Annotated in this window: 22 protein-coding genes and 1 pseudogene; 13 read left to right on the forward strand and 10 right to left on the reverse strand. The window is 54.2% G+C overall.

The window, feature by feature from the left end; all coding sequences use genetic code 11:
• Positions 1-55: 55 nt before the first annotated feature.
• Positions 56-727 carry an iron ABC transporter ATP-binding protein FetA gene (gene fetA, locus UC15_RS11440; protein ID WP_112288560.1) on the forward strand — a complete coding sequence of 224 codons (672 nt, stop codon included), beginning with the start codon at positions 56-58 and terminating at the stop codon, positions 725-727.
• Positions 714-1487, forward strand: a complete 774-nt coding sequence (gene fetB / locus UC15_RS11445; protein WP_112288561.1) for an iron export ABC transporter permease subunit FetB — start codon at positions 714-716, stop codon at positions 1485-1487. Before fetA ends, fetB begins: the two co-directional genes overlap by 14 nt.
• A gap of 52 nt (positions 1488-1539) precedes the next feature.
• Here the strand turns inward: fetB and UC15_RS11450 are convergent, their stop codons facing one another.
• Positions 1540-2235, reverse strand: coding sequence for a GntR family transcriptional regulator (locus UC15_RS11450; protein ID WP_112288562.1), 696 nt, complete (start codon positions 2233-2235; stop codon positions 1540-1542).
• A 265-nt stretch (positions 2236-2500) separates the two neighbouring features.
• On the opposite strand from UC15_RS11450, the gene UC15_RS11455 reads away from it, so the two are divergent.
• Positions 2501-3109, forward strand: a complete 609-nt coding sequence (locus UC15_RS11455; protein ID WP_112288563.1) for a hypothetical protein — start codon at positions 2501-2503, stop codon at positions 3107-3109.
• 68 nt (positions 3110-3177) lie between these two features.
• Here the strand turns inward: UC15_RS11455 and UC15_RS11460 are convergent, their stop codons facing one another.
• The 3 genes from UC15_RS11460 to UC15_RS11470 are packed head-to-tail and all read right to left on the reverse strand — an operon-like array spanning position 3178 to position 7021.
• Complete coding sequence (locus UC15_RS11460) at positions 3178-4908, reverse strand: iron ABC transporter permease (protein ID WP_112288564.1); 1731 nt, start codon at positions 4906-4908, stop codon at positions 3178-3180.
• Between the two features lie 19 nt (positions 4909-4927).
• On the reverse strand, positions 4928-5923 hold the full coding sequence (locus UC15_RS11465; RefSeq protein WP_198659699.1) for an ABC transporter substrate-binding protein: 996 nt from the start codon (positions 5921-5923) through the stop codon (positions 4928-4930).
• A 30-nt stretch (positions 5924-5953) separates the two neighbouring features.
• Positions 5954-7021 carry an ABC transporter ATP-binding protein gene (locus UC15_RS11470; RefSeq protein WP_112288565.1) on the reverse strand — a complete coding sequence of 356 codons (1068 nt, stop codon included), beginning with the start codon at positions 7019-7021 and terminating at the stop codon, positions 5954-5956.
• Between the two features lie 319 nt (positions 7022-7340).
• Here UC15_RS11470 and UC15_RS11480 point away from each other — a divergent pair, with 319 nt between their 5' ends.
• Entirely contained in the window at positions 7341-7667 is a 327-nt protein-coding gene (locus UC15_RS11480) for a type II toxin-antitoxin system RelE/ParE family toxin (RefSeq protein ID WP_232829859.1), read from the forward strand.
• Positions 7667-7966, forward strand: a complete 300-nt coding sequence (locus UC15_RS11485) for a helix-turn-helix transcriptional regulator (protein WP_112288591.1) — start codon at positions 7667-7669, stop codon at positions 7964-7966. The genes UC15_RS11480 and UC15_RS11485 overlap by 1 nt, the downstream gene beginning before the upstream one ends.
• Here UC15_RS11485 and xdhC read toward each other — a convergent pair.
• The 6 genes and pseudogenes from xdhC to UC15_RS11515 all read right to left on the reverse strand — a co-directional run bounded on the left by xdhC (position 7959) and on the right by UC15_RS11515 (position 15830).
• Positions 7959-8747: a xanthine dehydrogenase accessory protein XdhC gene (xdhC, locus tag UC15_RS11490; RefSeq protein ID WP_112288567.1), complete on the reverse strand. Its 789-nt coding sequence runs from the start codon at positions 8745-8747 to the stop codon at positions 7959-7961. The genes UC15_RS11485 and xdhC overlap by 8 nt on opposite strands.
• 11 nt (positions 8748-8758) lie before the next feature.
• Positions 8759-11158, reverse strand: coding sequence for a xanthine dehydrogenase molybdopterin binding subunit (gene xdhB, locus UC15_RS11495; RefSeq protein WP_112288568.1), 2400 nt, complete (start codon positions 11156-11158; stop codon positions 8759-8761).
• Positions 11151-12553: pseudogene (gene xdhA / locus UC15_RS11500) on the reverse strand (xanthine dehydrogenase small subunit). The gene xdhB and the pseudogene xdhA overlap by 8 nt, the downstream one beginning before the upstream one ends.
• Positions 12550-13188, reverse strand: a complete 639-nt coding sequence (locus tag UC15_RS11505; RefSeq protein ID WP_112288569.1) for a TetR family transcriptional regulator C-terminal domain-containing protein — start codon at positions 13186-13188, stop codon at positions 12550-12552. Before UC15_RS11505 ends, xdhA begins: the two are co-directional and overlap by 4 nt.
• Positions 13185-14537 carry a guanine deaminase gene (guaD, locus tag UC15_RS11510; protein ID WP_112288570.1) on the reverse strand — a complete coding sequence of 451 codons (1353 nt, stop codon included), beginning with the start codon at positions 14535-14537 and terminating at the stop codon, positions 13185-13187. The genes UC15_RS11505 and guaD overlap by 4 nt, the downstream gene beginning before the upstream one ends.
• A 120-nt stretch (positions 14538-14657) precedes the next feature.
• Positions 14658-15830 carry an ROK family transcriptional regulator gene (locus UC15_RS11515; RefSeq protein WP_198659700.1) on the reverse strand — a complete coding sequence of 391 codons (1173 nt, stop codon included), beginning with the start codon at positions 15828-15830 and terminating at the stop codon, positions 14658-14660.
• A 302-nt stretch (positions 15831-16132) separates the two neighbouring features.
• Here UC15_RS11515 and UC15_RS11520 point away from each other — a divergent pair, with 302 nt between their 5' ends.
• The 8 genes from UC15_RS11520 to ydfG all read left to right on the forward strand — a co-directional run bounded on the left by UC15_RS11520 (position 16133) and on the right by ydfG (position 24797).
• Complete coding sequence (locus UC15_RS11520; protein ID WP_112288572.1) at positions 16133-17383, forward strand: extracellular solute-binding protein; 1251 nt, start codon at positions 16133-16135, stop codon at positions 17381-17383.
• Positions 17384-17454: 71 nt separating this feature from the next.
• Positions 17455-18357: a carbohydrate ABC transporter permease gene (locus tag UC15_RS11525; protein WP_112288573.1), complete on the forward strand. Its 903-nt coding sequence runs from the start codon at positions 17455-17457 to the stop codon at positions 18355-18357.
• On the forward strand, positions 18354-19193 hold the full coding sequence (locus UC15_RS11530) for a carbohydrate ABC transporter permease (protein WP_112288574.1): 840 nt from the start codon (positions 18354-18356) through the stop codon (positions 19191-19193). Before UC15_RS11525 ends, UC15_RS11530 begins: the two co-directional genes overlap by 4 nt.
• 26 nt (positions 19194-19219) lie before the next feature.
• Positions 19220-20173 carry a carbohydrate kinase family protein gene (locus tag UC15_RS11535; protein WP_112288575.1) on the forward strand — a complete coding sequence of 318 codons (954 nt, stop codon included), beginning with the start codon at positions 19220-19222 and terminating at the stop codon, positions 20171-20173.
• A complete protein-coding gene (locus tag UC15_RS11540) occupies positions 20174-21262 on the forward strand; it encodes an ABC transporter ATP-binding protein (protein WP_112288576.1) in 1089 nt (362 codons plus the stop codon). It abuts the gene before it with no gap.
• Positions 21263-21373: 111 nt separating this feature from the next.
• On the forward strand, positions 21374-22819 hold the full coding sequence (locus tag UC15_RS11545; RefSeq protein ID WP_112288592.1) for an MFS transporter: 1446 nt from the start codon (positions 21374-21376) through the stop codon (positions 22817-22819).
• Positions 22820-22866: 47 nt separating this feature from the next.
• On the forward strand, positions 22867-23922 hold the full coding sequence (locus tag UC15_RS11550; protein WP_112288577.1) for an aldo/keto reductase: 1056 nt from the start codon (positions 22867-22869) through the stop codon (positions 23920-23922).
• A 125-nt stretch (positions 23923-24047) separates the two neighbouring features.
• Positions 24048-24797, forward strand: coding sequence for a bifunctional NADP-dependent 3-hydroxy acid dehydrogenase/3-hydroxypropionate dehydrogenase YdfG (ydfG, locus tag UC15_RS11555; RefSeq protein WP_112288578.1), 750 nt, complete (start codon positions 24048-24050; stop codon positions 24795-24797).
• Positions 24798-24825 lie beyond the last annotated feature (28 nt).

Here is a 24825-nt window from a genome sequence, read left to right on the forward strand (position 1 = left end):
CCTCGTGAGAGGGGAAGGAGTAAAACATCCTCCCGTTACCAAAGGATTTTCAGGCGTGACCACTCCTACTGACCTCCTTCGTCTGCAAGACGTCTCTTTTACACTCAACAATATTCCGCTTCTTGAACCTGTTTCCCTCACCCTCAATCCGGGTGAATTCACCTTACTGACCGGTCCTTCGGGCAGCGGTAAAAGTACGTTGCTGAAGATCGTTGCTGCGCTTCAAACGCCGACCGGCGGAAAGCTCTGGTTTAAAGGTGAAGATATCGTGCAAATTAAGCCCGAAACCTACCGCCAGCGGGTGTCCTATTGCTTCCAGACGCCATCGCTATTTGGCGAAACGGTGTATGACAACCTCGCCCTGCCTTATCAGATCCGTAATAAAAAGCCTGATGACGCGCAACTTCGCGACTGGCTGAAACGGGTGAATTTATCGGAGGATATGCTGACCAAGCGCACGCAGGAACTTTCCGGCGGAGAAAAGCAGCGTGTCGCCCTGCTGCGTAATCTGCAATTTATGCCGGACGTACTGCTGCTTGATGAGATCACCAGCGCACTGGATGAAGAAAATAAGAAAAACATCAACGAGATCATCGCGGATCTGGCTGACAGAGAGCGGATCGCCGTATTGTGGGTAAGCCACGATCAGAATGAAATCCGCCACGCGAAAAATGTCGTCACTTTGACCCGTCATTCACAAGGAAGCACGGCTCATGAATCAGCATAATATTACTAACCAGTCGCTGGCTCTCGCACTGATCCTGGTGGTCGTCGCCCTGCTGGTCAGCAAAAAAGAAAAACTCGGTCTCGAAAAAGACATTATCTGGAGCGTCGCCCGCGCCGTCGTGCAGTTAGTGATTGTCGGCTATGTGCTCAAATACATTTTCGATATCAATAACAGTCTGTTAACGGTACTGATGGTTTTGTTCATCTGCGTGAATGCCGCACTGAACGCCAAAAAACGCAGCCGCAACATTGATAACGGTTTTATTATTTCGTTTATCGCGATCACGACTGGCACCACGCTGACCCTGTCCATTCTGATCCTGAGCGGCTCGATTGAGTTTCTGCCCATGCAGGTTATCCCGATTTCAGGAATGATTGCCGGTAACGCGATGGTGGCGGTAGGGTTGTGCTACAGCAATCTGAATCAGCGCTTTCTCGATAATCAGCAAAAAATTCTCGAGATGCTGAGTCTGGGTGCGCCGGTAAAAATGGCTTCAGGGCAGATTATTCGCGACAGTATTCGTGCGGCGATGATCCCGACGGTCGATGCCGCCAAAACGGTGGGGATTGTGAGTTTACCGGGGATGATGTCAGGGCTGATTTTTGCCGGTATCGATCCGGTGAAAGCGATCAAGTATCAGATTATGGTGACGTTTATGCTGCTGGCGACCGCCAGTTTATCGACAATTATTGCCGGTTATCTGTCTTATAAACGTTTCTACAATGACCGTGCGCAACTGCGCGATTTGCAATCATCATAATCTTTTCTTGCCCGTCAGCGATTGCACTGGCGGGCACTCTGCCTTTACGGCGTTATAAATCCGATAACGCCTGACGCAAATTCACTTCCCCGGCGGCCTCATCGTCCAGATCCAACACCCCTTCCAGATCGTCGAGATGTTCCTGCATGATTTCTGCCGCCTGGGTATTGTCACCGGCTTCCAGCGCATCAATGATCGCCTGATGCTCATCACACTGGCATGAAGGAACTTCATTACGCTGATACAGCGCGACAATCAGGGAGCTGCGCACCATCAGATTCGACAGAATTTCACTGAGCACGTCGTTACCTGAAATTTCGCCCAGTATCAGATGGAACTCACTTAATTCCCGCACGACGGCACGGCGGTCTTCAGACGATACCGCTTCTCGCTCACCGCGCAAATGGGCAGTGATCCGCTGACGATGACGACGAATAACATCTGGTCCGATGCATTCCACAATGGCGCGTTCAATAGCACGGCGGGCAATGAAGACTTCGCGCGCCTCTTTCGCTGTGGGCTGAGCCACCATCGCGCCACGGTTAGGTTCGATGGTAACAATACGCTGTAAAGCCAGACGTTGTAACGCCACCTGAACATGATTGCGGTTAGCGCTGAGTGCCTCAACGAGTTGAGATTCAACCAGACGTGTTCCGGGACGCAGGCGTTGCTGGGCAATGGCTTTTGATAAAACGTCGACAATGCGCTGAACTTCCAGCTGCTTGGCGGTTGTAGTTGGATTACTCATGGAATACTAAATGGCCTCTATCTGGCAGTTTCCCTGCACGCTAACATCAACCCTTTGCTTTCGTCATTAGTAAATGACGTGCAGTCCCAAATCATGCAAAAAATCCTATAAAATAGCACTTAACATTCATAGTAATTATCATTCCAGCACACATTCCCAATATCCCCGCGATGACCTTCCGTATCCTTGCTGTACCTCACGCTATGCAGATAAATGTTCAGAACATGTAAAGTAAGCGCGCCAACGTATTGAAAACAGGATAATAATGAAACACACACTTTTGAAACATTTACTCAATTTTATCGTATTAGCACTGGGAGCCGTCTTCACTGCATTGGTCATCTGGCTGGATGTGGCAGTATTCAAAGACGGTGTGCAGGAAATTTCCGCCACTGAAATCCTGCAGGAACTGACACTGCTGGCCATCAGCGCACTGTTTTTCCTGCAGGCCAAAAAACATCCGGCATTACGCGGCGGCATGATGCTGATTGGCGGGTTCTTCTTCTGTATGCTTATCCGCGAACTCGACGCCTTATTTGATCAGATCCACTATGGTTCTTGGGTCTATTTTGCCAGCCTTATCGCGGTCTATTGTATTGTCTGGGCATGTATCACCCCGAAAACCAGCCTGCGCGGATTGTCCGCTTTTCTGGCCCATCCGGCCTGCCATTATATGGTTTGCGGTCTGGTGCTGATCCTGGTCTTTTCCCGTGTCTTCGGAATGAACCTTATCTGGAAAGCCGTGATGCAGGGCGACTATGTCCGTGAAGTGAAAAATATTGTCGAAGAAGGCACCGAAATGATGGGTTACCTGTTGTGCCTGGGTTCTGCCATTGCTTTCTGGAAACGTAGCGAGCCGCTTAAAACGCTGTAAACCGCTATCTAAAACGATAACTGTTAAAAAAAAAGCCTGATGCGAGTTTATGCAGCAGGCTTTTTCATTCATATCCGCCAAGGCAAGACGCCTTCAGGAAGGCGACGCGCGAACAGCGAGGCCAGCAGCATAAATCCCAGCACGACGACAATCATCAGACATCCCACCGCAGCGGCCAGGGTTGATGAACCGCCTTCATCCAGAAAGACAATCATCGGCCCGAGGGTTTGAGTGCCGGACGTCACCAGCAAAATCGACACCTGAATTTCATTGAGTGCGGTCAGGAAGACCAGAATAGTTCCGGCCATCGCCGAAGGCGCGGCCAGCGGCATCAGAATATCGCGCATTCTTTGCAGGAATCCCGCACCAAAGATTTGCGCGGCTTCATCCAGCGAGCGTTCGATCTGGGCGAATCCGGCCAGTGTCGGACGCAGCACCAGCGCCATGAAATTCGAAAGATATGCCGCCAGAATGATCCAGACGGTGCCGTAAAGGCTGATGTGCAGCAGCGGCAATGGCCTGAGGAAAAACAGGATCGCCGCAATGCCCGTGACAATCCCCGGCAATGCGTACGCCAGTTCCGTGGATAGCTGCAAAATCCGCACAAGACGCGTACGTTGCCAGCTGAGAAAATAGGCCAGAAACAGCGAAACTAGGGTCAGTATCAGCGCGGTCATCACGGTCAGCCCCAGACTCGTGATAAATGCGTGTCGTATAGCCGGATAGCCAAACAACGCATTAGCATAATTGCTCAGCGTCAGGCTTTGTATCTTCAGCGTCTGACCAAAGCCTGTTGTCAGCGAGGTGGTCAGCAGCGCGGACATTGGCAGTATGAGCGTCAGCACCATCCAACCCCACACGGCAACCTCAACCGGCAAACGCCAGCGACCGAGTGTCTGATGCAACGCCCGCGGCGTACCGGTGACCCGCACATCCTGTCGGCCGCCCAGCCAGCGGCTGAACATCAGTCCGGCCAGCGTAATCGCTGCAATCAGCAATGAAAGCACGGCCATATCCGCCAGAGCCGATGCGCCCACGCTGTTGAGCTGTTGATAAACCAGCGTGATAAGCGTCGGGATCCGGCCCGGAATACCGAGCATCGCCTGAATACCAAAATTGCCCGCGGAGGTGACAAAAGAGAGTGCCGCACCCGCAAAAATAGCCGGACGTACCAGCGGCAAAATCACTGTAAACAGCACCCGCCAGGGTTTAGCTCCGCCGCTGCGTGCTGCTTCCACCAGTTCAGCCGGAAGCCTGCGTAATCCTGCACGCACCATCAGAAACACCAGCGGCGCGTTATGCAGCCCCAGCAAAACAATAATGCCGGTCAGCGAATACAACGGTGAAGGTGAACCGGCGGGTAAACTGAGTCCCAGGAATTGCAAAACCGGGCTCGACGGTGAAAGCGCCTGCACCCACGCCAGTGCCGTAACCTGCGGCGGGATCATCAGTGGCAGAATAAAGGTAAATACCCATGCCTGCTTACCGCGCAGATTGGTCAGCGCAATCAGCAGCGCCGCCACCGTACCCAGCAACATCGCCAGAAGTGTTGAGATAATGGCAATCGTCAGCGTATTCACCGTGGCGGACACCACTTTGCGGGTACCCAGCAGATGCATAAATCGTGTGATGTCCGGCACGCCATCGGGGGCAATTGCCGCCCATACCAGCCGTGAGAGAGGCGCTATCGATAATATGCCTATCAACAGCGTCAGTCCCCAGAGTACCACTTTCTCACTGCCCGGCCACCCACGACGCGAAGGGGTTACCCGGCGCTGGATTTCACTCATCACGCTCATTTATCTGCCCTTTGTGCTGTCAGCCACCAAAGATTTCAGTGAATTTTGCGCGGACTTCTTTGTCGTCTGCGACGGCTTTATCTGAATCGAGGGTCAGCAGTTTGATTGAATCCATCGGAGCAAATCCTTCGGGCGCCGCAACGCCGGCATCAATCGGACGGTTGCCCTGCTTCGCCACGAGTTGCTGACCCTTTGGCGACAGCATGAAATCGACAAACGCTTTTGCTGCCGGTACGTTATGCGCTCCGGAGAATATCGCGACCGGTTCCGTCACGAAAGAAGCCCCTTCTTTCGGATAAACCAGATCTATCGGTGAGCCCTGTTTTTTGGCACGGATAATATCGGCGTCCGTGATCACACCGTATTTCGCCATTCCGCTGGCGACCGCCTTCAGCGCTGGACCATTACCCCCTTCCGGTGTAATACCGTTTGCCGCCAGTTTCTGATAGAACGCCCAGCCAATGTCAGGCGTATTAATCGCCGTATGCAGATGATATAACGCCGCGCCGGAATACAGAGGACTTGGCACTGCCACCTGACCTTTGTTTTGTGGATCGGTCAGCGCCATCCAGCTGTCTGTGGGTTTGGCATTTTTAGTGTTATAGGCAATCACCGTGGCAATGATTTTGGTGCCAAACCATGTTTTATCTTTGTCATAGAAATTCGGGCTGATATTCCCCACCGGTGCATCAGCATAAGCCATCAGCTTGCCGTCTTTTTTCAGCGCACCCAGATTGATGGAATCCGCGACCAGCAACACATCAGCTTTCACATCACCGGCCATCATTTCCGTCTGCAACACATTCATTAACTGCGTGGTGCCATTACGCGTCCATTCCACCTGTACATTCGGATATGCCGCCTTAAAGGCATCGATGGTCTGTTGCGCGATTTCAGGTGCCTGCGAGGTATAAACCACCAGTTTGCCTGAAGCAGCATCTGCGGCGTATGCCGGAGCTGACAGCGCCACTGCCAAAGTCAAAGCGGAAGACGTAAGTTTTATTTTATTAAACATGTTCGTAGCCCTGTCCTTAAGAAATGAAAATTACTGAGGAATGATCCAGCCGTCAGTGATGACAAAAGTGACATTGTCACCAATACACCAACGTCTGCCGGCAGATGAATGCAGTGAAAGCCGAAGTTCGGGGGTGCTTAAGGGTTCAACGTCATACTGATGATATCCCCCGCGATAAATCACCCGGGTGATACGGGCAGCGATACCCTGTTCACCGGCCTGAGCAAAGCGTAAATCATCGGCGTGAACACAAACTTGTGCGCTGACAACCGGAGTCTGGTCAGGTGATGCCCGCAAGCGGACTTGCCTCCCCAGAATCTCAGCCAGAGCACTGCCGCTTTCTGCTGGCAGGATGTTTTGTGCCGGAATAACGCGACCATCGTCGATAAAGGACGCAACCATGGCGTTAGCCGGTTCCCGGTATAACGTTTGCGGTGTCGCGAACTGCATGACCTTACCTTCATTCATCACCACAACGCGGTCAGCAATCGCCATCGCTTCCTGCTGATCGTGCGTGATATACAGCAACGTCGCGCCGGTATGCTGATGAAAACGGCTGAACTCCTCCTCCATCGCTGCACGCAAATGCACATCGAGATTCGCCAGCGGCTCATCCAGCAGCACCACACCGGGGCGTGTCACCAGGCAACGCGCGAGTGCCACACGCTGCCGCTGACCACCGGACAGATCCGCAGGACGACGCGTCGCATAATCACCTAAACCGACCAGCGCCAGCGCATCCTGCGTTCTGGTGCGGCGTTCATTACGATCCATTCCCGCCACTTTCAGGCTGTACGCCACGTTCTCCTCAACAGACATGTGAGGCCATAACGCGTAATTCTGAAACACGATGCCCAGGTCTCGTTTCTCCGGCGCCACATGAAAGTCAGATGATGAAAACAGACGATCTCCCACGGTGATCGTACCGCTGCTGACCGGCTCAAAACCGGCAATAGTGCGCAGTAAAGTCGTTTTTCCGCAGCCGGAAGGCCCGAGCACAGCCACGAACTCGCCGTGCCGGATATTCAACGAAACATCATTTAACACCGGCTGGGTGGTGAAGGATTTGCTCAGGTGGGAGATCTGGATAGCAGACATGCGTCGGAGGTTTCCTCAGTGCGGCAATGGCCTGTTCGATGAGGAACAAATTACTGCGGTTTTGTGACTGTTTTATGAACCGGTGGCGAAGGTTTGGTTTGACTGATGTTTCAGTGAGTTATTTTTTGCGAGACATCGCGGAGGAAAACACCGTCCATCTGATCACGGTGAAAAAGAGGGACAGAATGCTTGTTCGTGATCACACGAAACGGCGGAAGCAGGCAGAAATACGAGACAGCTTCCGGTTTGAAAAGAATCATAAATGATTACTTCCTATTTGAACAAAGAGTAATCATACTCCACCGCAAGGAAAGCGATTGTGTACGACGTAACCCTGTTGCCCAGTGCTCAGAAAACACTTCTGAAATTGCCTATGACACTTTATGCCGCTGTCGTTGATGCACTGGAAGATCTTGAGAACTACGGAGCTGATCTGCAAGAACCCTTAGTAAGATATGTTGGAAAAGGATTACGAGAGATTCGGGTTACCAGCCGGGATGGTCTGGGCAGAGCGTTTTACTTTTTTATGAAGGGTCGCCGTATTTATGTCGTCCATATACTTCATAAAAAGACGGATAAGACGCCTCCCCATGATTTAGAGCTGGCTATAAAACGTATGAAAACGGTCATAAGGAATGAAGCATGATTGACGATGATGATGACTATGAACTGATCCCCTTTAGCGTGGTGAAAGCGGAAGCGATGAAGAATCCCGAGTTTGTCGCCGCTTACGCCGCACACAAAATGCATAAAAAAATGGTCGCAGATCTCAAAGCCATGCGAATTGCAGAGTCCCTGACACAGCAAGACATTGCACGCCGCACCGGGCTTAAAAAGCAAAATATTAGTCGCCTGGAAAACGGTGTCGCGTCCCCAACTCTGACCACCATCAGCCGTTACGCCGTCGCACTCGGTGGCACCTTCGAGTTCAAAAAACTCAGCTGACCACCTGACTGTGCGCGCCATACGCGGCAATAAACTCTCCGGCAATGGCTACGGCGATTTCGGCGGGGAGTTTGCCGCGTACATCAGGCAGCCCGACCGGGCAGCGCATTCTTGCCAGCTGCTCCTCCGAAATCCCTTTCCCCGATAACCGGTAGTCAAAGCGTTTACGCTTAGTCTCCGAGCCAATCAGTCCGAAATAGCGGAAATCTCCACGTTTGAGGATCCCCTCGCTCAGGGCGAAATCCAGCTGATGATCGTGCGTCAGCACCATGAAATAACTGCCGGCGGGCATCTGCGCCACGGTACCTTCAGGTTCTTCATCGACGATGCAGGTAATTTGTGGATCCACTACCACGGGAAATTCACTGGCACGGGCATCTACCCAGGTAATACGGCACGGCAACGTGCTGAGAATATTCACCAGCGCCCGTCCGACATGCCCCGCGCCATAGACCACCACATGCGGGTGCGGTTGGCCGAGCGGTTCGAGCAACACCGACGCCATGCCGCCGCAACATTGCCCGAGCCGGGCTCCTAAGGAAAAACGTTCGAAACGGGAGGTTTTCGCTCCAGATGCAAGCATTTCACGGGCGATGCTGGTCACCTGAAATTCCAGATTACCGCCGCCAAGCGTATAAAATATCTGGTCAGCGGTGATCAACATTTTACTGCCCGCGTCACGTGGCGTGGAGCCCTGATTCTCGACCAGCGTCGCTACCACACACGGCTCGCCGCGCCGTTGCAGATCGTGCAGACGGGTTATCCAGTCATCAGTACGCATGAGAACCTCCGTTAGCCGGTAACGTTGACGCGTTCGGCAGAATCACAAGTGACAACGTCACCTGAAAAATGTAACTGATTCACACCGTTAAGCACTCTTTCTGGCGTGGCGGGCGCATCGATATGCGGATGCACGCGGTAATCAGCAAGACTGGCAACGGCGTCTTTAATTGCACACCAGACCGAAATCCCGAGCATAAACGGCGGTTCACCGACGGCTTTGGAATGGAAAACCGTGTCTTCCGGGTTCTTGCGGTTCTCCACCAGTTTCACGCGCAGGTCTTGCGGGATATCGCCGATGGCCGGAATTTTGTAGGCTGCCGGACCACTGGTCATTAACCGCCCTTTGTCGTTCCACACCAGTTCTTCCGTCGTCAGCCAGCCCATGCCCTGCACAAACCCGCCTTCCACCTGACCGATATCAATCGCCGGATTGAGCGAATCGCCGACATCATGCAGGATATCCGCTCTGAGCAGTTTGTATTCTCCGGTCAGCGTATCGACCAGCACTTCCGCGCAGGCTGCGCCGTAGGAGAAGTAATAGAAAGGATGTCCGGCGGCTTTGCTGCGGTCGTAGAAAATCTTCGGCGTTTTGTAATACCCGGTACTGGACAGTGGCACCTGATTCAGCCAGCACTGGGTGGCCACCTGTTCAAAACTGAAATACTGATCGTTAACCCGCACCTGGCCGTTACTGAAAGTGATGTCCGTTTCCTGCGCATCATAAACACGCATCAGCATCTCAACCATGCGCCCTTTGATAATTTCCGCCGCATTCTGCGCGGCCTTACCATTCAGGTCAGCGCCGGATGACGCGGCGGTTGGCGACGTATTCGGCACTTTTCCGGTATCAGTGGCGGTGATCTGAATGCGGCTGATATCGACCTGAAATACTTCGGCTACCACCTGCGCAACTTTAGTGTTCAGCCCCTGTCCCATTTCGGTGCCGCCGTGGTTGAGCTGAATACTGCCGTCGGTATACACCAGTACCAGCGCGCCAGCCTGATTGAGGAAACTGGCGGTAAATGAAATGCCGAATTTTACCGGTGTCAGCGCCAGACCTTTTTTCAGATAACGGTTGTGGCGGTTAAATTCTGTGACAGCGTCACGTCTCGCTGTATAGTCTGCACTCTCTTCCAGTTGCGCCGTCATCTCCTGCAACAAGTTTTGCCCGACCGGCTGGTGATAATGCGTAACGTTGCGGCTTTCCTGACCATAGTAATTATTTTTACGCACGGTCAGCGGATCCAGCCCCAGTTCACGGGCGATGTGATCGACAATGTGCTCAATCGCCACAATACCCTGCGGCCCGCCAAATCCGCGATAAGCGGTATTCGACGCCATATTAGTTTTGCAGCGATAACCGGTGATCAGCGCATCGCCGAGGTAATAGGCGTTATCAGAATGAAACATCGCACGATCGACAATAGAACCAGAGAGATCCAGCGAATAACCGCAGTTAGCCGCCAGTTTAATGTCGATGCCGTGAATGACGCCCTCATCAGTAAACCCGACGTCATAACTGACGTGGAACGGATGACGTTTACCGGTGATCAGCATGTCATCCTGACGCGCCAGACGCATTTTCGCCGGACGTCCGGTCAGATGCGCCGCCAGCGCCGCAAGGCACGCCGTCCCCGCCGCCTGCGTCTCTTTGCCACCAAAACCGCCGCCCATGCGACGCATATCAACCACCACTTTGTGCATCGGCAAATCCAGCACCGAGGCCACCAGCTTTTGCACTTCGGTCGGATGTTGTGTCGAGCTGTACACCAGCATCGCACCGTCTTCACCGGGCATCACCGAGGCAATCTGCGTTTCGAGATAAAAATGTTCCTGGCCGCCTATTTCCAGTTCACCCTGCAAACGGTGCGGCGCACAGGCCAGCGCCATTTCAGCGTCCCCGCGTTTATGCTGATGCGGCTCTTCCACGTAATGTTCCAGCGCCAGCGCCTGTTTCACGGTCAGTACGGCGTCACGCGGCTGATATTCCACTTTCGCCCGCACGACCGCGGCACGGGCGGCCTCCATTGAGGTTGCTGCCACCACCAGCACAATCTGGCCGACATAGTGCACGATTCCCTGCGCCATCAGCGGATCACCAAAAGTGAGCGGCGCAATGTCCGGATCCCCTGGTACATCTTCGGCAGTCATTACCCGCACCACACCGGGCACGGCGTAACAAGGTTCGGTATCGATATGCAAAATGTCGGCGTGCGCATGCGGGCTGAGCAGCGGCACCAGATGCAGCTGATTGGGGAATTCCAGCCGGTCGTCGACATACACTGCTTCGCCGCTGACGTGTTTATCCGCGCTTTCATGCTTCTGGCTTTTGCCGACGCCGCTCTGCAATCCTGCCCGGAACAGCGTCTCCATTTCCTGTTGCGAAAGAGCCGGTTTAGATTCAGACATAGTGAGTTACCCGCATCAGGGTTTCAGGAGAAGTCATTTCGATATGACAGCGGCGCAGCAGGTTTTTCGCCACCTGCATACGGTATTCGCGACTGGCACGGAAATCGCTGACAGGCGTGAAATCCAGTTCCAGCGCCTGACAGGCTCGCTCGATAGTCATCGTCTGCCAGGGTTGACCGAGCAGTTGTGCCTCGCAGGAAATAGCGCGCTTCGCCACTTCCGCCATGCCGCCGAACGCCACCCGGGCATGTATCACCACGCCGTTTTGCACTTCGATGTGCAGAGCCGCACAGACGGCGGAAATATCATCCTCCAGCCGTTTCGACACTTTATAAATCCGCAACTGGCGCGCGCCGAAGTGCTGCGCGGGATGCGTATTTGTTCGATAAATTCGCCGGGCTGTAACGCCGTTTTGCGATAACCGAGGAAGAACTTATCCAGCGGCAATTCGCGTTGTTCCGCGCCCCGCCGCAGTAACAACGAAGCACCCAGCGCCAGCAGCACCGGTCCGCCGTCTCCAATGGGCGAACCGTTGGCAATATTGCCGCCAAAGGTGCCCTGATTACGGATTTGCTGTGAGGCAAAGCGTTCCAGCAACTCGCCGAATTCCGGGAATTCATCGTGTAAGACCGGCATACAGTCGCTCAGCGGTGCCGCCGCACCAATGTAAATAGCCTGACCGGTCAGCGTAATAACTTTGAGTCCGGGAATATGGCTCAGCGAAATCAGTTCAGGCAGACGCTGATAGCGTTGAGTGACTTCAAGCGCCAGATCCGTCCCCCCGGCCACCAGTCGGGCATCAGGTTGAGCAAGATAACGGTCGGCCAGTTCATCAATACTGACCGGTTCTCCGCTGGCTGAAATCGCACGGAGTTTCTCCAGCGTCAGCCCGGAATCGGCATCAAACTGATCCGGTTGCGGCGCGTCGCAAATGGCTTTCGCCGCATCCATGATCGGCCGGTAACCGGTACAGCGACAAAGATTGCCGGAAAGTGCGTGCTGAGTCTGTGCGACGCTGAAAGTTTGCTGCTGTTTTTCCAGCGCAAACAGGGACATCACAAACCCCGGAGTGCAGAAACCGCACTGTGAGGCATGGTTATCCACCATCGCCTGCTGCACGTGATGCAGTTCGCCACGGTGTTTGAGATCTTCCACGGTGATCAGTTGTTTACCATGCACCGCGGGCATAAATGTCAGACAGGCATTGACGGTCCGGTAGGACAACGCATCACCTTGCGGTTCAGCCAGCACCACCGTACAGGCGCCGCAATCACCGGAAGCACACCCTTCTTTAGTACCACAACGCCCTGCATCGCGGCGCAGATATTGTAATACCGTCGTGTCAGCGGGCAGATTTTCCGTGTGGATCCTGCCGTTCATCAGAAATTGGATCATGCGCAGTCTCCTGTCTTACAGCCGTTCAGAATCAGTGTCGTCACTTCATCGATAATGTGCTCACGCGCCTGTTCATTGCCTTCAAAATTGCCGTACATATGCTTCACCTGAACCGCAAAATCGGCGTAATACTGCGTCACCGCCCAGATATGCATGATGAAAAGACGGGCATCCAGCGCGCGGATTTTGCCCTGCTCAATCCACTGATGGATCAGGTTCTCTTTGCCGGTGATATTCTGCGTGGCCTGCGGCCAGTATTTGTGAAGATAATGACCGCCTCCGAGCACTTCGCTGGTGAAAATGCGCGACAGTTCGGGCTGGTCAAAACTGAAATTGAGTTTGTTACGGATATAGCGACTCAGCACCGCTTCCGGTTCGCTGAGCGACGGGTCAAACTGAATGATGTCGCCCCAGACTTTCAGTACTTTCTGCAAGAGTTCTTCGTACAACTCTTCTTTCCCGGCGATGTAATAGTGCAGCTGGGCTTTTTTGATCCCCGCACGCCGGGCAATGGCCTGGGTCGTCGCGCCCTGAAAGCCCTTTTCACTGAATTCTGCAATCGCGGCAGCGTGGATATTTTCCAGCGTGCGCTCGCGTGCAACGCGGACTTTGCCACCGGTTTCATTGTTCATCATGCGCAACATTCCCCCTGCAAAGCATCCCGCGTATAGACCTGTTCGCCATCGACATACGTGCAGTAAACATTGCGGTCGTCACCCAGCGTCATCAGCACAAACAGCTTTTCGGCCAGCGTTTTGCTGTTGGAGGCGCGCAATTTTTGTAATGCACTGACACCCGGTTCGAGCACCACGAAATCGGCCTCTTTACCAGCGTTGAAATTGCCAACCTTGTCGTCAAGATGCAGCGCCCGTGCGCCGCCGAGTGTGGCGTGATAGAACGCTTCAAAGGCGGATAAACGATAGCGCTGAAGTTGTCCGACTTTATAAGCTTCCGACAGTGTTTCCAGCATATTGAATGTGGTGCCCGCACCGACGTCTGTGCCCATCCCGACGCGCACCTGCTTCTGCCAGGATTTCTGCAAATTAAACAGGCCGCTGCCCAGAAACAGGTTGGACGTTGGACAAAAAGCAATGGTCGAATCGGTGTCGTGCAGGCAATCCCATTCGCTGTCATCCAGATGCAGGCAGTGCGCAAACACACAGCGTTCGCCGGTCAGACCGTACTGATGATAAACGTCGAGATAATGCTGATGTTCCGGGTGCATCTCTTTCACCCACGACAGCTCGGCAACGTTTTCGCTCAGATGGGTATGCATGTAGACATCGGGGAATTCTTGTTTCAGCAGTCGAACTTTTTGCAACAGCTCCGGCGAAGATGTCGGCGCAAAACGCGGCGTCAGCGCGTAGCTCAGGCGCTGACGGTTGTGCCAGCGCGCAATCAATTCGCGCGTATCACGCTCGCTTTCTTCAGGGGTTTCCAGCAAGGCATCGGGGGCGTTTTTGTCCATCATCACCTTGCCCGCCACCAGGCGCATATTGATGTCGGATGCCTCTTTAAACAGTGCGTCGACCGACTGCGGATGCACGGTGCCAAACACCAGCGCCGTGGTGGTGCCGTTGAGTAACAGCTGATCGAGGAAGAATTTCGACATGCGCTTTGAATAATCCGCGCAGTGATATTGCTGTTCGGTCGGGAAGGTATATCGGGTCAGCCACTCGAGCAGTTGCTCGCCGTAAGCGCCGATCATTTCAGTTTGCGGATAGTGGATATGCGTATCGACAAAACCTGGCACGATCAGTTTGTCGCGATAATCATCGATTTCCAGGCCTGCGGTTTTTTGTGCCAGCGCCAGCCTGCCTTCACCCTCCTGCCAGCTGCCCAGCCAGACGATGTGACCGCCGCTGAGCAACATCAGGCCGTCTTCGATATAGCGCACCTGCGCTTCAAAATCTTCCGGCCGCAACACCGGCTCGCGGATATCGAAGAAATTGCCGCGTACAGCGCGGGTGATGATCTGACTCATGGCATTTACCTTCTCTGCAACATTCACGTTCATGATTGATAACAGAACATGTGCAAAGCGTATGCCAAATCTGACCGATTGGTCAGACCGTGTGGATGTTTTTTAGAGCCGGAGGAAACTCTACTTCAGTAACACCTCATATTGCGGATTGAATTCGTCGAAGATCGGCAGTGCCGCCGCACCCAATGCTGCCGTGTCACTGCCGGACATGCCGAGACGGATGCGGGCACTTTGTGCGTAGCGGCTGCGGACCGAACTGTAGAGTGGCGTCAGACGCCGGATCAGCTTCTCCACCAGAGTCTTAGGCATCGTTCCGCCGATAACCACGCTCTGCGCATCGAACACGCATTCCATAATATTGATGGCCTGCAACGCCGGTTCGACAGCGGTATCCAGCCATTGTTCAAACAGCTTTTCGTCCACGGTAAGCAGGTCTTCCGGCATCGCAGACAACGGATCCAGACCGCAGGCTTCGTACGCGGCCTGCAAAGAAACATAGCGCTCCAGGCAACCTTTGTTGCCGCAATAGCATTCCCGACCGCCCGGTTGCACCACAATGTGGCCGACCTCGCCCGCATTGTGTGCATGACCGGTGTAAATCCGCCCGTCGGTGAAGATACCTGCGCCAAGTCCGGTGCCTATATACAGATACACAAACGACGATAACTGCTTAGCCACACCGTGAAAACGCTCACCAATGGCGGCGACGGTGGCATCGTTTTCTAGCGTCACCGGCCAGCCGGTCGCGGCGCTTAAACGGGCTTCAATATCAATGTGATCCCAGCCGTGCAGTGTGGTCGGCCCCTGTGACGAAATCCCTTCCACGCCAAACGGCCCCGGCATCACCACACCCATACCCAGGATTTTTCGCCAGTCAATTTTCACCTGTTGGCGCATTTCTTGCAGAACCTGATCGATAAGAGCCAGCGTGGGCTCTGGCTGAGGTTTCTGTACATGGATCAGTTTGCGAAAGCGGACGGTTCCCGTCAGATCCACCAGCACAATCAGCAGCGACTGATGATCAAGATGGATGCCGATAGAATAGGCGCTGTCAGGATTGAGTGTCAGTGGCGTTGCTGGTTGACCACGCCCTCCCGCACGGCGCGGCAGGTGGGAAGACAAAATCCCCGCCTGCTCGAGTTCGGTAGCGATGTTAGAAACGGTTTGCGGAGTCAGTGACGTCAGCCGGGCAATTTCGGCACGGGTGAGTTCACCGTTAAGGCGAATGGCTTCAATCACCACCCGACGATTGTGAGCACGGGCGTGCTCAAGATTAGTGCCAGAAGTTGTTATCACGGCTTGTACCCCACAGGAGACCTGCGGGCAGTATGCTGTCACTGATTACAGCAATCAAATTGATTTTATAAATAACAGAATATGAATATGACGGTGCCATCACAGCTTTGAATGTTATTGCTATGTTAATAATAATCGCCAGTCACTATTCGCTTTCCAATGTTTTTAAGATTCACCTTCAGATCCAGTAGCACAATCCGGCAGGGACGCAGGGTTACCTCAGTGGTATCCCATTTTTTTTAGCCGATTAAAGCAATCAAATTGATTTAATAAACTTAACCCTGTTTCGGAGAATGACGATGAGCCTACGACTTTCCCCTGCGGCCACCCTGTGTGCCCTCTCTGCTCTCACCCTGGGATATTCCGTCAATGCGCTGGCGGACACCACGCTCAGTGCCCTGTTTATGACGCAGGCGGCGTACAGCGAAGCGGATATCCGTGCCATGACCGCAGATTTCACTAAGCAGCATCCGGATATCAAAGTGAATCTCGAATTTGTGCCTTACGAAGCGCTGCATGACAAAATCGTTGCCGCACGCGGTGCCGGAGACAAAGGCTACGACGTGGTGTTATTCGATGCCATCTGGCCTGCTGAATTCAACAAATACGGCCTGTTGCAGGACGTGACGGCGCGTATTCCTGCGGACGAAAGCAACAAGATTTTTGACGGCGCGATTTCTACCGTGACCTACAAAGACAAACGCTGGGGAATGCCGTGGATCCTCGACACCAAATATCTGTATTACAACAAAGCCATGCTGGCTAAAGCCGGGATCACCACTCCGCCTGCCACCTGGGCTGACGTTGAGAAGCAGTCTGAGATCCTCAAAGAAAAAGGCATCGTGAAATATCCGCTGGTCTGGAGCTGGTCACAGTCCGAAGCGCTGCTGTGCGACTACACCACGCTGGTTTCCGCGTTTAAGGGCGATTTCTATAAAGACGGCAAACTGAATTTCACCAATTCCGGCGCGATGAAAGCCATCAATTATATGAAAGAAACACTGGATAAAGGGCTGACCAACCCGAACTCCCGCGAGTATCTGGAAGAAGATGTGCGTAAGTCATTCTCCAACGGCGACGCCGCTTTCGCACTGAACTGGACGTACATGTACAACATGGCCAACGACCCGAAACAGAGCAAAGTCGCGGGTGACGTCGGCGTGATCCCGGCGCCGGGTGAAGCCGCAGGTGGCGCTTCAGGCGTTAACGGTTCGATGGGTCTGGGCATCGCCAAAGCCAGCGCGCATCCGGATCAGGCGTGGGAATACATCAGCTACATGACCTCGCAACCGGTACAAAACAAATACGCCAAACTTAGCCTGCCAATCTGGAAATCTTCTTATGAAGATCCGGCAGTACAGAAAGATCAGGAGCAGTTGATCGCTGCGGCGAAAACCTCGCTGAACGTGATGTTGTCGCGCCCTGTGACGGCGGATTACTCACGTCTGTCGAACATTTTGCAGCAAAACATTCAGGCGGTATTGCAGGGTAAAACCCCGGCAAAAGACGGTATGGAAGCCGCAACAACCGCCGCTGACCGTTTACGTTGAGTTTTTAAAAGCCAACACAACGCCCTGAAGGTTCCGGCCTGACGGGCGCACCAACACCACGGAAATTCATTATGTTGACTTTACCGCAACGCGAGCGCCGTCAGGCCTGGCTGCTTCTGGCACCCATGTTGTTGATGATGTTTCTGCTGACTGCCTGGCCGCTGGCCCGCACGCTGTGGCTCAGTTTTACCGATGCAGGCCTGATTGGTGACGGTTCTGCGCCCAACTGGGTGGGCAGCGATAATTTTATCTATGCCCTGACGGATCCTGATTTTCGCGCTGCACTCTGGCGCACACTCTATTTCACCGTGGTTTCTGTGATTATCGAAGGCATTATCGGCGTTCTGGTGGCACTGTTGCTGAACCAGCAGTTTTGGGGACGCAGCGCCCTGCGCGTGCTGGTAATTTTGCCATGGGCTCTGCCAACTATCGTCAACGCGACGATGTGGCGGCTGAATTTCAATCCGGATTACGGCAGCATCAACGCCCTGCTTTCCCAGCTCGGGCTGATTGATACTTACCGCAGCTGGCTGGGTGACCCGTCTTCCGCCATTAATGCCGTGATGTTCGCTGATATCTGGAAGAACTATCCGCTGATTACCCTGCTGGTGCTGGCGGCGCTGCAAACTATTCCGGAAGATTTGTTCGAGGCCGCGCGACTGGACGGCGCATCAGCTTTCCGTCGTTTCCGTAAAATCACCTTACCGGCGATTGCCGCCCCGCTGGCCGTGGCGCTTATCCTGCGCACCATCGATGCGTTTAAAATCTTCGACATCATTTATGTCATGACACGAGGCGGCCCGCTCGACAGCACAAAAACCGTCAGTTTCTTTGTCTATCAGGAATCTTTCAGCTATCTGCGTGCAGGCAGCGGCGCGGCTTACGCCATTCTCATGACGCTGATCTGCGCCCTGCTTATTCTGATTTATATGGTGATGTTATTGCGCCAGCGTCGTTCAGGGAGCGCCGAATGAAACAAAAAATCCGGCTCGTTTTACGCTATTTCGCCGCACTGTTGCTGGCGGTGTCGATTATTGCGCCGCTGTTATGGATGTTCCTGATGAGCGTCAGCTCGGCGGAAGATCTGACCCGTATTCCGCTTGAATGGCTGCCGCGTCACTGGGATTACAGTCGTTACGCCAGCCTGCTGACCTTGCAGGCCGGTCAGCCCGGTGCATTGTTCTTGCACGCGCTCGGTAACAGTTTGCTGGTCGCCTGTGGCGCAACGGTGATTTCCCTGCTGCTGGCCATTCCTGCCGCCTACAGTTTTTCCCGTTATCCCGGTCGCGACGGTTGGCTGTTTGGCAGTCTGGCGATTTACATGGTGCCGCCGGTGGCCTTCGTGCTGCCGCTGTACTTCATCCTGGAAAAGCTGACTCTGCTGAACACGCATATCGGGCTGATCCTGGTGTATTGCTCAATGATTTTGCCGTTCCTGACCTGGATGCTGAAAAACCAGTTTGATGCGTTGCCGGTGGATATCGAACAGGCATCACGCCTCGACGGGCTCCGTTACTGGCAGGTGTTGTTACGCATCACATTACCGCTGGCAAAACCGGCGCTGGGTGCTTCGGCAATGTTCGGCTGGCTGCTGGCGTGGGATGAATTTTTCTACGCATTGCTGTTTACCAGCAATATCAACGCCCAGACGCTGCCGGTAACCATCGCTGGTTTCACTGCCGGGCGCGCCACCGATGACGGGCTGATTGCCGCCGTCGGCATTCTTGCGGCCATACCGCCGCTCTTTATTGCACTCTGGCTGCAAAAAACGCTGGTCAGCGGGTTAACCGCCGGCGGCAGCAAGGGCTGATTATGAACATCAGGGAAACCTCATCAATGACTACCCGACCGGACACCCGCGCCACGCTGTACGTGGCGGGCAATATCAATGTGGATTTGATCATGAGCACGCTGCATGAATGGCCGAAAAAAGGCACCGAAGCGATGCTCGAAAGCAGCACACTGCGCCCCGGCGGTTCTGCGGGAAACTGCGCGCTGGCGGTCTCGGCGCTGGGAGCGCCCTTTCGACTGGTGGCGAATCAGGGCAATGACCAGTTCAGCGGATGGCTGGCGGCAATGTTCCCGGAAAGCGCACCGCTCTGGCCGACGTACGATTGCGAAACCTCGCTGACCTTTGGCGTGACGCATCCGGATCACGAGCGGACGTTTTTCAGCAATCAGGGGCATATCGTCCGTTTATCCATGCAGGACGTACTGGCACAAATCCCGCAAACCGCCCGGTCCGGTGACTGGGTATTGCTGTGCGGCACCTGGCTGTGTACCGCGCTTTATGCTGACTATCCGCAACTGCTGGCAGCGCTGAAACAACGGGGTTATCAGGTGGTTGTCGACAGTGGCTGGCCGCCGGAAGACTGGAGCGACGCGTTACGTCAACAGGCGGCAAACTGGCTGCCATTCTGCGATGCGCTGCTGCTCAATGAAGTCGAAACACTCGGGCTGGCGGACGCTGAAACGCTGGATCCTGCGGCGCTGGGGTTACTGTCGCAGATGGCTGAGAATGCTTTTTGCGTCGCGAAATGCGGGCCGGAGGGTGCGCGTTTATGGGCGAAAAACCTGACGTTGCATCAGCACGCTGAACCGGTCGATGTGGTCGATACCATCGGTGCCGGAGACAGTTTTAACGCCGGATTTTTATCCGCGCTGATTTATGGCCTGCCGCCTGCCACGGCGCTGCAATGGGGTGTGCGCGTCGCCGGTTGCGCGATCAGCAGTTCCCCGCGCCGTTATCCTGACTGGCAATCGCTTTTTGGCCTTGTGGAGAAAATCTAAATGGCTCTGGTTGAACTGGTAAAAGTCGCCAAACATTATGGCAAAGTGCAGGTCCTCAAACCGCTGGATCTGACCATTCCTGACGGCAGTTTCACCGTACTGGTCGGCCCGTCTGGCTGCGGAAAATCCACGTTGCTGCGCCTGCTGGCGGGGCTGGAGTCACTGTCTGACGGCGATATTCTGCTCGATAAACAGCAGATCAATAATTTTGACCCTGCGGATCGTGATATTGCAATGGTGTTCCAGAGTTACGCGCTTTATCCGCACCTGACAGTGGCTGAAAACATGGCGTTTCACATGCAGGTGAAAAAAGTGCCTAAGGCTGAACAGCAAGCCAAAGTGCAACAGGCCGCGAAAGTGCTGGGGATTGATCATTTGCTGAAACGTCTGCCAAAAGATTTGTCCGGCGGTCAGCGTCAGCGCGTGGCGATGGGCCGTGCGCTGGTGCGTAATCCGAAAGTGTTTCTGTTCGATGAGCCTCTTTCCAACCTCGATGCGCAGTTACGCATGGAGTTGCGGGCAGAAATCAAATCCCTGCATCAGCAGTTTCGCACCACTACGGTGTACGTGACGCACGATCAGATAGAGGCGATGACGCTGGCCGATAATATCGTGGTGATGAAAGACGGTTTTATCGTACAGCAAGGCGACCCGCTGTCGATTTATGACAAACCGGTCAATACTTTTGTGGCGCGTTTTATTGGCTCGCCGCCAATGAACCTGCTCAATGGCGTATTCCAGAATATCGACGGGCAGCCGGGCGTGACCTGCAATCAGCTGTGGTTCGCACTGCCGGAAAAATGGGCGTTGCAGGCACGGCATTCCGAAGGACAGCCGGTTACCCTCGGCCTGCGACCGCACGATATCAGACCGGTGCAGCACAGCGTACAACCGGCAGCCACACTGCGTTTGCTTGAAGTCACCGGTGAAAGCAGTTTGCTGCATATCGACTGGAGCGGTTTTCCGCTGCATGTACAGTTCGCCGGACGCGCCCGCGTCAGCGCCGACCAGCCGTTGTATCTGGAAGCCAACAGCGAAGCGATCCATCTGTTTGATGCGGCAACGGGCGAAAGGCTGGCGGAAGTCTGAGTCTTACTCCTTTGTTCTCCCCCTTATCCGGGGGAGACGCTAAATCATTGACGCTATCCTGCGATGCGCTATGCTCAGACCTTGCCTGATTCATTAGCGCGCTTACCTTCTATGAGCTTCTTCTCAAACAAAAAATTCTCACTTCCGCCAGGTTCTGCGTTACCGCTGCTGGTCGCCGGGGCTTTCTTTATGGAAAACCTCGATGCCACGGTGATTGTCACCGCGCTGCCGCAAATGGCGAAAGATTTCGGCGTGCATCCGGTGGATATGAACATCGGCGTTTCGGCCTATATTCTGACGCTGACCGTTTTTATTCCTGCCAGCGGCTGGATTGCTAACCGCTTCGGCACGCGCAATGTGTTCTCGATGGCGCTTGTTCTGTTTACTCTCGCCTCCGTGCTATGTTCCGCCAGCGTCAGTCTCGGCACGTTTACGGCTGCGCGCATGTTGCAGGGATTCTCAGGTGCGCTGATGGTGCCGGTCGGGCGTTTAGTGGTACTGAAAAATACGCAAAAATCGGATTTGATCCGCGCTATCGCCACCATCACCTGGCCTGGGCTGGTGGCGCCAATCCTCGGGCCACCGCTCGGTGGTTTCATTACCACTTACGCTTCCTGGCACTGGATTTTTATCCTCAATGTTCCGCTGGGGGTGGTCGCATTGCTGTTTGCGCGCAGACTTATCCCGCAGATCCAGGGCGAAAAAGGCGTGCCCTTTGATGTTACTGGTTTCGTACTGACCGGCATTGCCTGCCTCGGGCTGATCTTCGGGCTGGATAAATTCAACGAGGGGAATATTGACTGGAAACCGTTCGCCATGATCGGCGCGGCACTGATGACCGGCGCACTGGCAATATGGCATTCGAAACGTGCCGCGTATCCGCTGTTACCGCTGGTGGCGCTGAACATTAAAAGTTACGCCGTCACAATTTATGGTGGATCGCTGTTTCGCGTGGCCATCGGCGCCCTGCCTTTCCTGCTGCCGCTGATGTTTCAGCTGGCCTACGGCATGAGCGCCTTTGATGCGGGTTTGCTGGTACTGTCGGTCTTCGCCGGAAATCTCGCGATGAAGCCTTTTACCTCGGCGATTTTGCATCGTTTCCGCTTTAAGTCGATTATGCTGGTTAACGGCCTGCTGAATTCAGTGACTATTTTTGCCTGTGCGTTGCTCACGCCTCAGGTCCCGACCGCACTGACATTGTTACTGTTATTCGCCAGTGGCATGACCCGCTCCATGCAATTCACGGCGCTCAATACACTGGCTTTTTCGCAGGTTCCGGCCGGGCAAATGAGCGGCGCGAATACGCTGTTTAATACGGCTCAGCAGCTTTCTACCGGCCTCGGAATTGCCATCGGCGCACTTTCCCTGCGTATTGCCGGACACTTCTTACCGGCCAGCGAGACATTGCAGATCGACACGTTTCACATTGCCTTTATCATCATTGGTCTGTTTTCGCTGGCGGGCACGCTCGACAGCCTGACACTCGATAAAACCGCAGGCGATGAAATAAGGCGTAAAAAAGAACCTGTACCCCGACCGGCTGTGCCGGAAAAATAAAGGCGCAGTCAGACTGAAATCACGTTTCCGAAAAATGGAGAAATACCATGGAATACCGTTTGTTAGGCCATTCTGGTCTGAAAGTTTCAGTTCTAAGCCTGGGCACCATGACGTTTGGTGGTCAGGGCAAATTTGCCAAAACCGGACAAACTGACGTCGGTGCCGCCCAGCGCCAGATTGGATTGTGCCTCGATGCCGGCGTTAATCTGTTCGATACCGCGGATGTCTATTCAGGCGGTGAATCAGAGGTGATTTTAGGTAAGGCGCTGGGCAGCAAACGCCTCGACGTGCTGGTCGCCAGTAAAGCCCGCTTCCCGATGGGCGAAGGCCCGAACGATCGCGGCTCATCCCGCCACCATATTCTGCGCGCCTGTGAAGCCAGCCTGAAACGTCTTAACACCGATTATCTGGATTTGTATCAGTTGCATGAATGGGATGGCCTGACGCCGCTGGAAGAGACGCTGCGCGCGCTGGACGATCTGGTTTCCAGCGGCAAAGTACGTTACGTCGGCGTATCGAACTTTTCCGCCTGGCACATTATGAAAACACTGGGCGTAGCGCAGGCGAATCATTATATCCGCCCCGTCAGCCAGCAGATTCATTACACCCTGCAGGCGCGTGAAGCTGAGTATGAACTGCTGCCGGTGGCGCAAGATCAGGGACTTGGCGTACTGGTATGGAGTCCGCTGGCGGGCGGTCTGCTTTCCGGTAAATATCGCCGTAATCAGGCGGCACCTGAAGGCACACGCCATCTGGCTGACTGGGGCGAACCGCCGGTGCGCGATGAAAGCGCACTGTACGATGTGGTCGATGTGCTGGTGGAAATCGCTGAAGCCCGCGGTGTGTCTGCGGCGCAGATTGCGCTGGCGTGGCTGATTGCCCGTCCGCAAGTCACCTCTGTCATTGTCGGCGCACGTACTGACGCACAGTTACAGGACAACCTGCTCGCCGCTGACTTAACCCTCAATAACGAAGAAATTGAAAGACTTAATAAAGTCAGCCAGTTGCCTTTGTTGTATCCTTACTGGCATCAGGCGCAGACCGCACCCGACCGCCTTTCTGCGGCGGACTTATCGCTGATCGCGCCGTATCTGAAGAAGTAACCGCAACAAAATGATACGCACTGAGACCGGTTGATGATGCCGGTCTCGTTATTTTTGTGTTAATACTTACAGAGTTTCTTTTGTGCGCCTCAGGCGCACCTTGCTTAAAACAGAGGAATACCGGGATGATTATTTTTGTTACCGGCGCTACCGCCGGATTTGGTGCAGAAATCGCACGTCGATTTGTTAAAGAAGGCCACAAAGTGATTGCAACCGGTCGCCGCAAAGAGCGCCTGGATGATCTGAAAGCCGAGCTGGGAGACGCACTTTACGCAGTAGAACTGGACGTGACTAACCGCGCTTCCATTCAGGACGCTATCGACAGCCTGCCTGCCGACTGGCGTAACATCGACGTACTGGTCAACAACGCCGGTCTGGCGCTGGGTCTTGAAAAAGCCGATAAAGCGTCGCTGGAAGACTGGGACAAGATGATCGACACCAATACCAAAGGTCTGGTGTACATGACCCGCGCAGTTCTGCCGGGCATGGTAGAGCGTGATATCGGTCATGTGATCAACATCGGTTCTACCGCAGGTAACTGGCCTTATGCTGGCGGTAACGTCTACGGCGCGACTAAAGCGTTTGTCCGTCAGTTCAGCCTGAATCTGCGCTCCGATTTGCATGGCACCCATGTGCGCGTCACCAACATCGAACCGGGCCTGTGCGGCGGAACTGAATTCTCTAACGTGCGTTTCAAAGGCGACGATGAGAAAGTCAGCAAGACCTATGACAACACCAACCCGCTCACCGCTGTAGATATCGCGGAATCGGTATTCTGGGTTTCAACCCTGCCTGCGCACGTCAACATCAACAGCATTGAAATGATGCCAGTCAGCCAGTCTCTGGCAGGCTTGCAGGTACATCGCGAAGCGTGATACTGCTTCCTGATTTACAACAAAAGCA

This window comes from Rahnella sp. AN3-3W3 (genome assembly GCF_003263545.1).
Lineage (GTDB): Bacteria > Pseudomonadota > Gammaproteobacteria > Enterobacterales > Enterobacteriaceae > Rahnella > Rahnella variigena.